The following is a 13,879-nucleotide window of genomic DNA, read 5'->3' on the forward strand; positions in this document are numbered from 1 at the left end:
GGTCGCATCCGGTCATACTCGGGCCAGCTCCAGGGATGTCTGAACAAGGGTTTCGTGCTGCAGTCCATCGCAGCGGTCGAGTGCGCTCAATCGTTCAACAGGCTCCATCAGGATTGGGTTGCGTGTTCATGCGTTTCGCTGGACGACATCCATCAACCTTGGGAGGGGTCATGCTGGAACAATACGGTTTGACGCTGGCGCTGATCTGCGCCGGCGTGGCGATCATCTACGGCGTGGTGGCTGCGCGCTGGATCATGAAACAGCCCGCGGGCAATGCCCGCATGCAGGAAATCGCGGCGGCCGTGCAGGAAGGCGCCAGCGCCTACCTCAACCGCCAGTACACCACCATCGGCATCGCCGGCCTCGTGCTGCTCGTGCTGATCGGCTTCTTCGTGTCGTGGGCCAGCGCCATCGGTTTCCTGATCGGCGCGGTGCTGTCCGGTGCCGCCGGCTACATCGGCATGAACGTCTCGGTACGCGCCAACGTGCGCACCGCCGAGGCCGCGAGCAAGGGCATGAGCGCAGCGATGGACGTGGCCTTCAAGGGCGGCGCCATCACCGGCATGCTGGTCGTCGGCCTGGGCCTGCTGGGCGTGGCCGGCTACTTCGCCGTGCTCCACCTGCACCTGGGCTATAGCGAAGGCGACGCGCTGCACGCGCTGGTCGGCTTGGCGTTCGGCTCCTCGCTGATCTCGATTTTCGCGCGCCTCGGCGGCGGCATCTTCACCAAGGGCGCCGACGTCGGCGCGGACCTGGTGGGCAAGGTGGAAGCGGGCATTCCGGAGGATGATCCGCGCAACCCCGCCGTGATCGCCGACAACGTGGGCGACAACGTCGGCGACTGCGCCGGCATGGCGGCGGACCTGTTCGAAACCTATGCGGTCACCATCATCGCGACCATGCTGCTGGGCAGCCTGATGGTCGCGCAGGCGGGCGAGCATGCAGTGCTCTATCCGCTGGTGCTCGGCGGCGTGTCGATCATCGCGTCGATCATCGGCGCCATGTTCGTCAAGGTAAAGGCGGGCGGCTCCATCATGGGCGCGCTGTACAAGGGCGTGATCGTGTCGGCGGTGCTGGCGGCGATCGCGTTCTACCCGATCACCACGCAACTGATGGCCGATTCGTCGTATGGCGCGCTGAACCTGTACTTCTGCGCGCTGGTCGGCCTGGTGCTGACCGGCGTGATCGTGTGGATCACCGAGTACTACACCGGCACGCAGTACGCGCCGGTCAAGCACGTCGCCGCCGCGTCGACGACGGGCCATGGCACCAACATCATCGCCGGCCTCGGCGTGTCGATGCGGTCTACGGCATGGCCCGTGGTCGCGGTGTGCATCGCGATCCTGGGAGCGTATGCGTTGGGCGGCCTGTATGGCATCGCCATCGCGGCGACGGCGATGCTGTCGATGGCCGGCATGATCGTGGCACTGGATGCCTACGGTCCGATCACCGACAACGCCGGTGGCATCGCGGAAATGGCGGAACTGCCGCCCGAGATCCGCAACATCACCGACCCGCTGGATGCGGTGGGCAATACCACCAAGGCGGTGACCAAGGGGTACGCCATCGGTTCGGCCGCGCTGGCCGCGCTGGTGCTGTTCGCCGACTACACCCACAACCTGCAGACCGCGCATCCGGACACGGTGTTTACCTTCGACCTGTCCAACCACCTGGTGATCGTCGGCCTGTTGATCGGCGGCCTGATTCCCTACCTGTTCGGCGCGATGGCGATGGAAGCCGTCGGCCGCGCTGCAGGCAGCGTCGTGGAAGAAGTGCGCCGGCAGTTCCGCGAGATCCCCGGCATCATGGCCGGCACCGCGAAGCCGGATTACAGCCGGGCGGTGGACATGCTGACCAAGTCCGCGATCAAGGAAATGATCGTGCCCTCGCTGCTGCCGGTGGTCGTGCCGATCATCGTCGGACTGCTGCTGGGTCCGCAGGCGCTGGGCGGCCTGCTGATCGGCACCATCGTCACCGGCCTGTTCGTGGCCATCTCGATGACCACCGGCGGCGGCGCGTGGGACAACGCCAAGAAGTACATCGAGGACGGCCACCACGGCGGCAAGGGCAGCGAGGCGCACAAGGCCGCGGTGACCGGCGATACCGTCGGCGATCCCTACAAGGACACCGCCGGTCCGGCCATCAACCCACTGATCAAGATCATCAACATCGTCGCGCTGCTGCTGGTGCCGGTGCTGCCGGTCAACGGCTGGCTGGGCAGCACGACCTCGGCCGAGGCTGCCGCGCACGTCGCCCCGATGGCGGCCAGCGAGGTAGTGGATGGACGCCAGGCACGCATCCTGTTCGACAGCGGCTCGGCCGTGGTACCGGCCGACACCAGCGCGCGCCTGTCCGGCGTGCTGGGCACGCTGGGCGCCGATCCGGGCAAGCGCGTCCGCGTGTCCGGCTTCCACGATGCCAGTGGCGATGCCGCCGCTAACGAAGCACTGGCGAAGCAGCGCGCGGAAGTCATCCAGCAATGGCTGGTGGTCAACGGCGTGGCGATGGAGCGCATCACGCTCGACAAGCCGGCGCAGACCACCGGCAGCGGTGATGCCGATGAGGCGCGGCGCGTGGATGTGATGGTGGAGTAAACGTCCGCGCTACGCGGCATGAAGAAGGGCGGCCACTGGCCGCCCTTTCTCTTCTTTTGACTGTAGGAGCGACGTCAGTCGCGACCGTGTGCCATCAACACCACTGAACATCGATGAGCGTGCGAGAAGAGAATCGTGCCGACCACCTGTTCTTGGCTTGCGATGATCCATGGCATCCGAACCGTGCGGTCGCGACTGACGTCGCTCCTACAGAGGTCACAACAGTCGCCGCGGATCACGACGCCGGCTGCAGCGCCACCACGCGCACGTCGACATCCTTGCACGCATCATCCTTACAGATGCCGTTCACCCAGGCTTCGCCGTTGCCGAACATCACGCCCTTGTAGTTGACCATCAGCTGCGAGTACTTCTGCCGCGTGATGGCCTCGGCGATGGCCGGCAGCATGATCCGGTCGTAGTCGCGCACGAACGCGCCGGCATCGGCCACTTTCAGCGGCTGCCCTTCCCTCACGGTGGAGAACGGATAGTCCACCAGCGCGGCCACGGCGACCGCGTCGTTCGCTGCGACCGCCTGCTGCAGTTGGCGGATCACGGCTTCATAGCGCGCGTGGTCACCCAGCACTTCGTCGATCGCCTGGTTCACGGCCGCGGGATCGTCCGCAAGCTCAGGCGGAGGCGTCGCCGTCTTGATTACCGCCGCCTGCGCGGGCGCCGCAGGCGTGGCCCTCGTATCCGCCTCGGGCGCGGAAGGCGCGCAGGCCGCAAGCCACAGCACCATCGATGCTGTCATCAGCTTCTTCATCGTTCGGATTCCTGGTCAGGTGGCAGGCGCGGTGCAGTGGCCCATCCATGGCGCGACAACCCAGCTCCGGCGATGCGTCTCCATCCTAGCCAGCCTTGCACGCGCTTGCGTTCGGGAATCGTTAGCCGGCGCCCGGCCGCATCCGCTGTCGTCCCGGCGCAGGCCGGGACCCGTTCTGTCTTCGCCTGTATTCGAAAACCACAGGAGCAACCGCAAACGCCATTGGGTCCCAGCCTGCGCTGGACGACGGCGCCTGCCTGCCGCCGTCAACTCAGCACGTCGGCCAGCACCTTGCGTCCCACGGCCGTCGCAGCTTCGGCCGCGGGTGCCGTCCCGGCGGCAGCGCGCGCCTCGGCCTGCTGCTTCAGGTACACCGGGCAGTGCTCCATCATGTAGTCCACGTCGAACTTCATGCGCTCGACGAGGAAGTCGACGAACGCGCGCACCTTCGGCGACTGCACGTGGCCGCGCGGGAACACCGCATTGAACTCGTACTCGGGTCCCGTCCAGCCGGCGAGGACGCGCAGCAGATGCCCCTGTTCCAGGTACGGTTTCACCATCACGTCGGCGCCGACCATGATGCCCTCGCCACACAGCAGCGCGCCTTTCAATGCGGCGGGATCGTTGGCCACCAGGATCGGGTTGATCGGGTAATCCTGCTCGCCTTCGGCATCGCGCAGGGTCAGTGCGAAGCCGTTGCCGCGCCGGTTCTTCTGCATGGCAAGCACGCGATGGTGCTGCAGGTCATCGGGATGCAGGGGTTCGCCATACCGCGCCAGGTACTTCGGGCTGGCATACACCTGGGTGCGCAGGGTGCTGAGCCGGCGCGCCACGAGGTTGGAATCCGGCAGGCTGCCGATGCGCAGCGCCACGTCGATCTCGCCGGAAATCAGGTCGAGCGTGTCGTTGGCCAGCAGCATCTCCACCCGGATCTCGGGGTACTGCGCATGGAACTCGCCCAACAGCGGCGAGATCTTGTCGATGCCGATCGAGTACGGCGCAGTGAAGCGCAGCCAGCCGCGCGGACCGGCATGCAATTGGCTGACCGCGCTCGCCGCTTCGTTCAGCTCGCGCGCGATGCGCTGGCAATGTTCGTAGTAGACGTTGCCCGCTTCGGTGAGGCCCAGCTTGCGCGTGGTCCGGTGCAGCAACTGCGCGCCCAGACGTGTCTCCAGTTCCTGCACCTTGCGGCTGACCGTGGTCTTGGGCAGGCGCAGCAGGTTGGCGGCGGCGATGAAGCTGCCCTGCTCCACCACTTTCACGAAGATCAGGGTGTCGTTGAGATCGTGGCTCATCGTATGACTCCAGGGGAACGAAGGGCGCATTGGCCCGCTGACGGGATGATTATTCCCCTAAATCAGGACTAATCAAGTCCTCATTGGAGGCGTAACGTGGCGTCCATCGTCCTCCACCGGGTACCGCCCCCATGCTGTTCGCCCGCCTTTTCCAATCGCTGGAACATCCCGAAGACCCGCAGGAAGCCGCGACACAACGCGCTTTCCGTCGCGGCAAAAGCCTGTTGTTACAGGACCTCTCCGGTCACGTCGCCGCGCCCCGTTCGCAGCGCGGCGGTGTCCTGGGCGGTGGTCGGCGCATCGGTCGCCTGGGCATGCTGAGTGGGATTATCCCGGTCGTGGGAGGATTCATCCCATGAGCGGGACACTTGCCCGGCGCCTTCCGACAAACGGCATCGCCACCGATGCCGATGGCCGCTGCGCCCCCGCCCTGCGCCTTGGCACCTGCCGGGCCTTCGTGGCCACGGCTATCGAGGGCATGCAGGATCAGGCAATCGTGCAACAGGATCCGGATATCGCGATCACTGCACCGGTCGCCAGACTATCGTCCATGCCCTTCTCCCTACCGAGTGCCGCCGCGCGCTGGCTCCGTGCCGTTGCGCGCGCGCTGGCCGAACGCTTCCGCAGGCCGGCCGGCCCGTCGTCATCCTCCCCCGCGACGGGTCGGCCCGCCGTGCGCCTGCCGTTGGCGAGCAAGGCCACCGGCTTCCGCGAGTTCACGCTGCCCCGCCACCTGGCGGATGGCGGCCGTCTGCGCCTGCGGGTGAAAGCGGCCGGTACCAGCGCGCGCATCGCGCCCCTTTCGATGCGGGGCAATCGGTGAACGCGATGAAGGATTCGCTCACTCCGGGCGCGCTGGTGCTGGGCGCAGGCGGCAATGTCGGGTTCGGTGTGGTCGGTGCGTTGCTGGAAGCCGGCAGCCCGGTGCTGGCGGTCGGTCGCGACGGCCCGCGCATGAGTGCGCTGGCGGAGCACTTCGAGGACGAACCCGGACTGGAACTGATCCATTCCCCCTGCATCCACGACGACCGCGACGCCGCGCGCCTGGCCGAACAGGTGCGCGAACGCGGACGCCCGCTGCGGGCCGTATTCGCCAGCATGGGCACGCCGCTGCAGAGCGGGCGCCTGCTGGATCGCCCGGCATCGTTCCTGCTGGAGAAACTGGAAGCCGACCTGATCCCGCATCTCGCCGCCGCCCGCCACCTGCTGCCGGTGCTGGCGGAAAGCCAGACCGCCGCGAACTACGTGCTGATCGGTGGACCGTATGCGGAGCGCGGCTGGTCGGGCTATGGCCATGCCTCGGTCACCGGCGCCGCGATGCGCATGCTCGCGCAGGTGCTGCACGAAGAAGCGCATGCACTTGGCGTGCGCGTGCAGCTGCTTTCCGTGGACAAGCCGGTATGTACGCCGGAGAACGCGATCAACGCCTGCGCGGAATGGCCCGATGCGCTGGCCGTGGGACGCAGCGCAGTGTCGCTGCTGACGCGCACAGGCCGCTCTTCGCAATCCATCGTCACCTGGTCCGCACGCGACGCGAAACCGCCGGAGCAGACCGTGGCGTGCGACTTCGAAGATGCGTTGTGGGCCGTCGCCGGCGCCCGACGCAATGGCCGCGCTTCCGCCTGACTGTCACGCCACACCGCATCGCCCCGTCCCATCTGCATCGACCCGACCTGCCGCTTGACCTCAACCTGACTTCAGGTAGCAGTCTTGGCCCCCGTTTCCTCCTCTCCCCCAAGAGACCACTCCCCATGAACACGAATCTCCCCACTTCCCCGCGCGCCCGCCGCCTGTTGGCGCTGGGCGCGTTCAGTGCGCTCGCCCTTGCCGTGCTGGCCGGTTGCAGCGGACAGGCCGCCGAGCAAGGTGCGCCGCCCCCGCCGGAGGTCAGCGTCGCAGCCGTGCCCGTGAAGTCGGTCAGCCAGTGGGACGAATTCAGTGGCCGCGTCGAGGCCATCGAGCACGTCGACCTGCGTCCGCGCGTGTCCGGCTACATCGACCGCGTGAACTACACCGAAGGCCAGGAAGTGAAGAAGGGCGACGTCCTCTTCACCATCGACGCGCGCAGCTACCGCGCCGAACTGGCACGCGCGCAGGCCGAACTGGCACGTGCACGCACCCTGGCCGAACTCGGCCGCAGCGAGGCCTCGCGCGCCAAGCGCCTGTCCGACCTGCAGGCCCTGTCCACCGAGGAGTACGAACAGCGCCGCGCCAACGCCGACCAGGCGCAGGCGAACGTCGCCGCCGCGCAGGCCGCGCTGGAAAGCGCGCGTCTGAACCTGGAATGGACCCAGGTGCGCGCACCCATCAACGGCCGCGCCGGTCGTGCGCTGGTCACCGCGGGCAACCTGGTCAGCGCCGGCGATGCCGCCAGCGTGCTGACGACCGTCGTCTCGCTGGACAAGGTGCACGTGCACTTCGATGCGGACGAACGCGCCTTCCTGCGCTATGCCGAGATGGCCCGCAACGGCGAACGCCCGAGCGAACGCGACGGCAAGGTGCCGGTGCAGGTGGCGCTGGCTGACGAAACCGACTTCCCGCATGCGGGCGTGGTCGACTTCCTCGACAACCAGGTCGACCGCAGCACCGGCACCATCCGCGCCCGCGCGCTGCTGGACAATGCCGACCGCGTCTTCACCCCCGGTCTGTATGCCCGCGTACGCCTGCTGGGCAGCGGTGAATTCAAGGCCGCGCTGGTGGACGACAAGGCCGTGCTGACCGATCAGGACCGCAAGTACGTCTACGTGGTCGACAAGGAAGGCAAGGCCCAGCGCCGCGACGTGCAGGTGGGCCGCATGGCCGACGGCCTGCGCATCGTCGAAAAGGGCCTGTCGGCCGGCGACCGCGTGATCGTCAGCGGCGTGCAGAAGGTGTTCTTCCCCGGCATGCCGGTGCAGGCCAAGGCCGTGGTGATGGGCGCGGCGGAAGCGCCGCCGACCCAGGCCGTCGCCAAGAACTGACGCTCCGCGCACCGCCCTGATTGACCCCACGCCTGCCACTCCCCTGGCAGGCGACGGGGACGCTCTTTCTTCTTTCCAGGAAATCCACCCATGGACTTCTCAAGATTCTTCATCGACCGGCCGATCTTCGCCGCGGTGTTGTCGATCGTGATCTTCGCCGCCGGCCTGATCTCGATCCCGTTGCTGCCGATCGGCGAATACCCCGAAGTGGTACCGCCATCGGTCGTCGTCCGTACCGTCTATCCCGGCGCCAACCCCAAGGTGATCGCCGAAACCGTCGCCACCCCGCTGGAAGAAGCCATCAACGGCGTGGAGGACATGATGTACGTCAAGTCCGTCGCCGGTTCCGATGGCGTGCTGTCGCTGACGGTGACTTTCAAGCCGGGCACCGATCCCGATGAAGCCGCCGTGCGCGTGCAGAACCGCGTGGCGCAGGCGCAGGCGCGCCTGCCCGAGGACGTGCGCCGGCAGGGCGTCACCACCCAGAAGCAGTCGCCCGTGTTCCTGATGGTCGTGCATCTGACATCGAAGGATGGCAAGTACGATTCGCTGTACCTGCGCAACTACATGCGCCTGCACGTCAAGGATGAGCTGGCGCGCATCCAGGGCGTCGGCGATGCGCAGCAGTTCGGCGGCGGCGACTACGCGATGCGCCTGTGGCTGGACCCGGACAAGGTGGCCGCGCGCGGCATGACCGCCGGCGACGTGCTGCGCGCCGTGCGCGAGCAGAACGTGCAGGTCTCGGCCGGCCAGCTCGGTGCCGAGCCGATGCCGAACGGCAGCGACTTCCTGCTGCCGATCAATGCCAAGGGCCGGCTGGAGACCACCGAGGAATTCGGCAACATCGTGCTGAAGAGCGGCGCCGACGGCGAGATCGTCCGGCTGGCCGACGTGGCCCGCATCGAACTGGCGGCCGGCGACTACACCCTGCGCGCCCGCCTGGACGGCAAGAACGCCTCGGCGATCGGCATCTTCCAGGCCCCCGGCGCCAACGCGCTGGAGATCCGCGACGCGGTGGTCGCCAAGATGGACGAGATCCGCCCGACGCTTCCGCCGGGCGTGGAGATCCAGTCGATCTACGACACTACCATCTTCGTCCGCGACTCCATCAAGTCCGTCGTCATGACGCTGCTGGAAGCCACCCTGCTGGTGGTGCTGGTGGTGATCCTGTTCCTGCAGACCTGGCGCGCCTCGATCATCCCGCTGCTGGCGGTGCCGGTCTCGGTGGTCGGTACGTTCGCGGTGCTGTACGTGCTGGGCTACTCGATCAACACCTTGACCCTGTTCGGCCTGGTGCTGGCGATCGGCATCGTGGTCGATGATGCCATCGTGGTGGTGGAGAACGTCGAGCGCCACATCGAACTCGGCGCCACGCCGCTGGAAGCGGCCCACCTGGCGATGAAGGAAGTCTCCGGCCCGATCATCGCCATCGCACTCGTGCTGTGCGCGGTGTTCGTGCCGATGGCCTTCCTGACCGGCGTGACCGGCCAGTTCTACAAGCAGTTCGCCGTCACCATCGCCATCTCCACGGTCATCTCGGCCATCAACTCGCTGACCCTGTCGCCGGCGCTGGCCGCCAAGTTGCTGAAGTCGCACGACGCGCCCAAGGACGGCCCGTCGCGTCTGATCGACCGCCTGTTCGGCTGGCTGTTCCGTCCGTTCAACCGTTTCTTCAACCGCAGCTCGCAGCGCTATGAAGGCGCGGTGTCGCGCGCGCTCGGCAAGCGCGGTGCGGTGTTCGCGGTCTACATGGTGCTGCTGGTCGGCGCGGGCCTGATGTTCAAGGCGGTGCCGGCGGGCTTCATTCCCGTGCAGGACAAGCTGTACGTGATCGCCGGCGTGAAGATGCCGGAAGGCGCCTCGATCGAACGTACCGACACCGTGCTCAAGAAGATGGCGGCCCTCGCCAACGAAGTGGACGGCGTCGCCAGCGAGATCGCGTTCCCGGGCCTCAACCCGCTGCAGTTCACCAACACACCCAACAACGGTGTGATCTTCTTCACCCTCGACCCCTTCGGTGAGCGCTCGCGCTCGGCCGAGGAGATCACCGCCGAACTCAACCAGAAGTTCTCCACCATCCAGGAAGGCTTCACCTTCGCCTTCATGCCGCCGCCCATCCAGGGCCTGGGCAATGGTTCCGGCTGGTCGCTGTTCATCGAGGACCGCACACGCCTGGGCTATGGCGAACTGCAGAACGCCGTGCAGGCGTTCCAGGGCGCGGCGTCGCAGACGCCGGGCCTGGGCTTCCCGATCAGCAGCTACCAGGCCAACGTGCCGCAGCTGGATGCCGAGGTCGACCGGGTGAAGGCGAAGGCACAGGGCGTGCCGCTGACCGAGCTGTTCGACACGCTGCAGACCTATCTGGGTTCGGCCTACGTCAACGACTTCAACATGTTCGGACGTACCTGGCAGGTGATCGCGCAGGCCGACGGTCCGTTCCGCGACAACGTCGAGGACATCGCCAACCTGCGTACCCGCAACGGCAATGGCGAGATGGTGCCGATCGGCAGCATGGTCAGCGTCAAGCAGACCTACGGCCCGGACCCGGTGATCCGCTTCAACGGCTATCCCGCCGCGGACCTGCTGGGCGATGCCGACCCGCGCGTGCTGTCGTCGGGCGAAGCGATGGCCAAGGTCACCGAGCTGGCGCAGCAGGTGCTGCCGACCGGCATGGGCATCGGCTGGAGCGATCTGAGCTACCAGCAGATGACGCAGGGTGGCGCCGCGCTGGTGGTGTTCCCGCTGGCGGTGCTGCTGGCCTTCCTGGTGCTGGCCGCGCTGTACGAAAGCTGGACGCTGCCGCTGGCGGTGATCCTGATCGTGCCCATGACGCTGCTGTCGGCCCTGTTCGGCGTGTGGCTGGCCGGTGGCGACAACAACGTGTTCGTGCAGGTGGGTCTGGTGGTGCTGATGGGCCTGGCGTGCAAGAACGCCATCCTGATCGTCGAGTTCGCCCGCGAGCTGGAGCTGCAGGGCAAGGGCATCGTCGAATCAGCACTGGAATCCTGTCGCCTGCGCCTGCGTCCCATCATCATGACGTCGGTGGCGTTCATCGCCGGCACCGTGCCGCTGGTGCTGTCCAGTGGCGCCGGCGCCGAAGTCCGCTCGATCACCGGCATCACGGTGTTCGCCGGCATGCTGGGCGTCACCCTGTTCGGCCTGTTCCTGACGCCGGTGTTCTACGTGGCCCTGCGCAAGCTGGCCAACCGTCCGCTCGTTTCCCATGCGCCGGCCAACGCCGATGCGCATGCCCATTCCTGACCCATCCCCACATCACGAGGCAAAGCCATGAACACGTCATCCAAGATCGCGCTGGTCACCGGCGCCACCCGCGGCATTGGCCGTGAAACCGTCCGCCAGCTGGCCGAAGCCGGCGTGCACACGATCCTTGCCGGCCGCAACCGCGACAAGGCCGTCGAAGCCACGCTCGACCTGCAGGCCCAAGGCCTGCCGGTGGAAGCCATCGCGCTGGACGTCACCGACGCGGCCAGCATCGCCGCGGCAGTGAAGGAGATCGAGCAACGCCACGGCAAGCTCGACATTCTGGTCAACAACGCCGGCATCCTGGTCGACGACGGCACCAAGGGCGTGTCCGGCCAGTCGCTGGAAACCTGGCGCACCACGTTCGACACCAATGTGTTCGGCCTGATCGAAACCACGCAGGCCTTCCTGCCGCTGCTGCGCAAGTCCGACGCGGGCCGCATCGTCAACGTGTCCAGCCTGCTGGGCTCGATCTCGGAGCACCAGAACCCGGCCTCCTTCATCTACGAGTTCAAGGGCATCCCGGCCTACAACGTGTCCAAGAGCGCAGTGAATGCGTGGACGGTGCACCTGGCGCACGAGCTGAAGGACACCGGCATCAAGGTCAACACCATCCACCCGGGCTACGTGCAGACCGACATGAACAAGTCGGGCGACCAGCAGAACGGTGAGCTGTCCGTGCCGGAAGGCGCGCGCACCAGCGTGCGGCTGGCCCTGATCGACAACGACGGCCCGACCGGCGGCTACTACTACTTCGACCAGGTGCTGCCATGGTGATCCGCACCCTCACGCTCGGCGTGGCAGCCGCGCTGCTCGCCGGCTGCGTCACCGTGGGGCCCGACTACGTGGCGCCGCAGACCGCACCGGCCACGCTGCAGCACGCGGCGTCGGCCGGCTACGTGGCCGACCATCCGGTCGCCACATGGTGGGGCCAGTTCGACGACCCGGTGCTCGACCAATTGGTGCGCGAATCGCTGCTGGCCAATCCCGACGTGCGCATCGCGATAGCGCGCGTCAACGAAGCGCGCGCGGTGTTCTCCGAACGCCGCCTGGACCTGGCCCCGCACGTCACCGCCGCGGTGGAAGGCACGCGCACCAAGCAGCCCGTTGAAGGACAGGGCCGCGTGGAGACCGACAGCTACTCCGCCGGCTTCGATGCCGCGTGGGAACTGGATCTGTTCGGTCGCGTGCGCCGCAATACCGAAGCCGCACACGCGGACCTGCAGGCGCAGCGCAATGACCTGCAGGCCGCGCAGGTGACCGTGGCCGCGGAGGTGGCACGCAATTACTTCGAACTGCGCGGCACGCAGAAGCGGCTGGAGGTGGCGCGTCGGATCCTGCAGACACTGGGCGACACCCAGCGCCTCACGGAATCGCGCTTCGACTTGGGCGCCGGCAGCCAGCTGGAAGTACAGAGCAGTCTGGCGCGCGTGCGTGCGGTGGAAGCCGAAGTGCCCGCACTGGAAGCGAGCGAAGGCCAATCGCGGCATCGGCTCGCCGTGCTGGTGGGCAAGCGCCCCGGTGAACTGGACGCCGTGCTCGCCCCGCGCGAGGCCCCGGCCTTCGCCAAGGCGTTGCCGATCGGCGACACCACCGACCTGCTTCGCCAGCGGCCTGACGTGCGCGCGGCCGAGCGCCGCCTGGCCGCAGCCACGGCACGCGTCGGCGTGGCGACGGCCGACCTGTTCCCGCGGGTCAGCCTGCGCGGTTTCATCGGTTTCCTGTCCGGCGGCTGGGGCAACCTGGTGAACAGCGACAACCGGGCCTGGCAGGTCACGCCCTCGATCAGCTGGGCCGCGTTCGACATGGGCAGCGTGCGCGCTCGCCTGCGTGCCAGCGAAGCCCAGGCCGATGGCGTGGCGGCGCAGTACGAAAAGACCGTGCTTGGCGCCCTGGAGGAAACGGAAAACGCACTGCTGTCCTATGCCAAGCAGCAGACGCAGCTGAAATTCCGGCTGGAACAATCCGTTGCCGCGCGCCGTGCAGCAGAACTGGCCGAAGTCCGGTATCGTGCCGGCTCGTCCGATTTCCTCACCCTGCTGGACGCGCAGCGTACCCAGCTGGCCGCCGATGACGCGCTGGCACAGGCAGAGGCAGGCGTGAATGTCGGGGTGGTGGCGATCTACAAATCGCTGGGCGGTTGGGGCGAACAGGACGTGGCCCCCGCGCTCGCGGCGCAGCCCTGAGCACGCCGCGCAGCCTTCACGCGCCCTGAGCCAATCTGGAAAATGTACCGCCGCGCCCACGGGCGCGGCCTGTTCCCTTCGATCGAGTGTGTCCGTGTCCAACCAGAACCTTGCCGTCTTCCCCCCACGCGCCCGTCGCCCTTCCCCCTTGCCCCTGCTGAGCCGCTGGTCCCTGGCCGGCTTGATGGCGCTTGCCGCCGGTACGGCCACCGCCGCCGAACCGCGCACGGCCTGGTTCGTGCAGGGCGGCGTTGCTGAAGACGCGCACGCGCTCACGGTTGGCGCGAGCCGCGACTGGCGTTGGGAAAAGCAGTACCGCTACGGTCACGTCAGCGGCCAGTGGCAGGCCGAAATCGGTCGCTGGCACAGCGACAGCGACAACAGCACGCAGGTCGGCTTCACGCCGGCGCTGCGCTGGCGCCCGAATGGCTGGAGCGAAGGCTGGTTCGTCGAAGGCGGCATCGGCGTGAACGTGATCTTCCCGAAATACAACACGCGGAAGAAAGAATTCGGCACCACCTTCAACTTCGGCGACCACATCGCCGTGGGCAAGACCTTCGGCGCGGATCGCCAGCACGAATGGTCGCTGCGTTTCCAGCATTTCTCCAACGCACGCATCGAGAAGCCGAACCCGGGCGAGAACTTCCTGCAGTTCCGCTATACGCACAGGCTTTGACGTTCCGGCTTTTGTAGGAGCGACGTAAGTCGCGACCGCACGGCGTGATGGTCTTTGTAGCGCCAGTACCCCGCGCTTGCTGCGGATTCCCTGGAGCCTCAGTTTTCGCGGTCGCGACTCTCGTCGCTCCTACAACGACAACAT

11 protein-coding genes and 1 pseudogene are annotated in these 13,879 nt (G+C 67.2%); 10 read left to right on the forward strand and 2 right to left on the reverse strand.

The window, feature by feature from the left end; translation table 11 throughout:
- Window positions 1-170: 170 nt before the first annotated feature.
- Both OY559_RS16640 and OY559_RS16645 read left to right on the forward strand, forming a co-directional pair.
- A pseudogene (locus OY559_RS16640) lies at window positions 171-2,198 on the forward strand (sodium-translocating pyrophosphatase); the annotation flags it as partial.
- A 60-nt stretch (window positions 2,199-2,258) separates the two neighbouring features.
- Entirely contained in the window at window positions 2,259-2,594 is a 336-nt protein-coding gene (locus OY559_RS16645) for an OmpA family protein (RefSeq protein ID WP_277730038.1), read from the forward strand.
- A gap of 235 nt (window positions 2,595-2,829) precedes the next feature.
- Here the strand turns inward: OY559_RS16645 and OY559_RS16650 are convergent, their stop codons facing one another.
- The gene (locus tag OY559_RS16650) at window positions 2,830-3,357 is read right to left on the reverse strand and encodes a hypothetical protein (RefSeq protein WP_277727358.1); all 528 of its coding nucleotides are present in this window, start codon (window positions 3,355-3,357) and stop codon (window positions 2,830-2,832) included.
- 266 nt (window positions 3,358-3,623) lie between these two features.
- Window positions 3,624-4,652 carry a LysR family transcriptional regulator gene (locus OY559_RS16655; protein WP_277727360.1) on the reverse strand — a complete coding sequence of 343 codons (1,029 nt, stop codon included), beginning with the start codon at window positions 4,650-4,652 and terminating at the stop codon, window positions 3,624-3,626.
- A 131-nt stretch (window positions 4,653-4,783) separates the two neighbouring features.
- Between OY559_RS16655 and OY559_RS16660 the strand changes: the two genes are divergently transcribed.
- The 8 genes from OY559_RS16660 (at window position 4,784) to OY559_RS16695 (ending at window position 13,735) form a co-directional block, all read left to right on the forward strand.
- Window positions 4,784-5,011 (forward strand): hypothetical protein, encoded by a 228-nt coding sequence (locus OY559_RS16660; RefSeq protein WP_277727361.1) that lies wholly within the window; start codon window positions 4,784-4,786, stop codon window positions 5,009-5,011.
- Window positions 5,008-5,475, forward strand: coding sequence for a hypothetical protein (locus tag OY559_RS16665; RefSeq protein WP_277727362.1), 468 nt, complete (start codon window positions 5,008-5,010; stop codon window positions 5,473-5,475). Before OY559_RS16660 ends, OY559_RS16665 begins: the two co-directional genes overlap by 4 nt.
- Before the next feature lie 5 nt (window positions 5,476-5,480).
- Window positions 5,481-6,278, forward strand: a complete 798-nt coding sequence (locus tag OY559_RS16670) for an SDR family NAD(P)-dependent oxidoreductase (RefSeq protein WP_277727363.1) — start codon at window positions 5,481-5,483, stop codon at window positions 6,276-6,278.
- A 125-nt stretch (window positions 6,279-6,403) separates the two neighbouring features.
- A complete protein-coding gene (locus OY559_RS16675) occupies window positions 6,404-7,612 on the forward strand; it encodes an efflux RND transporter periplasmic adaptor subunit (protein ID WP_277727364.1) in 1,209 nt (402 codons plus the stop codon).
- A 90-nt stretch (window positions 7,613-7,702) separates the two neighbouring features.
- Window positions 7,703-10,873: an efflux RND transporter permease subunit gene (locus OY559_RS16680; RefSeq protein WP_277727366.1), complete on the forward strand. Its 3,171-nt coding sequence runs from the start codon at window positions 7,703-7,705 to the stop codon at window positions 10,871-10,873.
- Between the two features lie 27 nt (window positions 10,874-10,900).
- Entirely contained in the window at window positions 10,901-11,650 is a 750-nt protein-coding gene (locus OY559_RS16685) for an SDR family oxidoreductase (protein ID WP_277727368.1), read from the forward strand.
- Window positions 11,644-13,059, forward strand: a complete 1,416-nt coding sequence (locus OY559_RS16690) for an efflux transporter outer membrane subunit (RefSeq protein ID WP_277727369.1) — start codon at window positions 11,644-11,646, stop codon at window positions 13,057-13,059. The genes OY559_RS16685 and OY559_RS16690 overlap by 7 nt, the downstream gene beginning before the upstream one ends.
- Window positions 13,060-13,207: 148 nt before the next feature.
- The gene (locus tag OY559_RS16695) at window positions 13,208-13,735 is read left to right on the forward strand and encodes an acyloxyacyl hydrolase (RefSeq protein WP_277727370.1); all 528 of its coding nucleotides are present in this window, start codon (window positions 13,208-13,210) and stop codon (window positions 13,733-13,735) included.
- The last annotated feature ends 144 nt before the right edge of the window (window positions 13,736-13,879 follow it).

Origin of the sequence: Pseudoxanthomonas sp. SE1, from assembly GCF_029542205.1 — a bacterium.
Lineage (GTDB): Bacteria > Pseudomonadota > Gammaproteobacteria > Xanthomonadales > Xanthomonadaceae > Pseudoxanthomonas_A.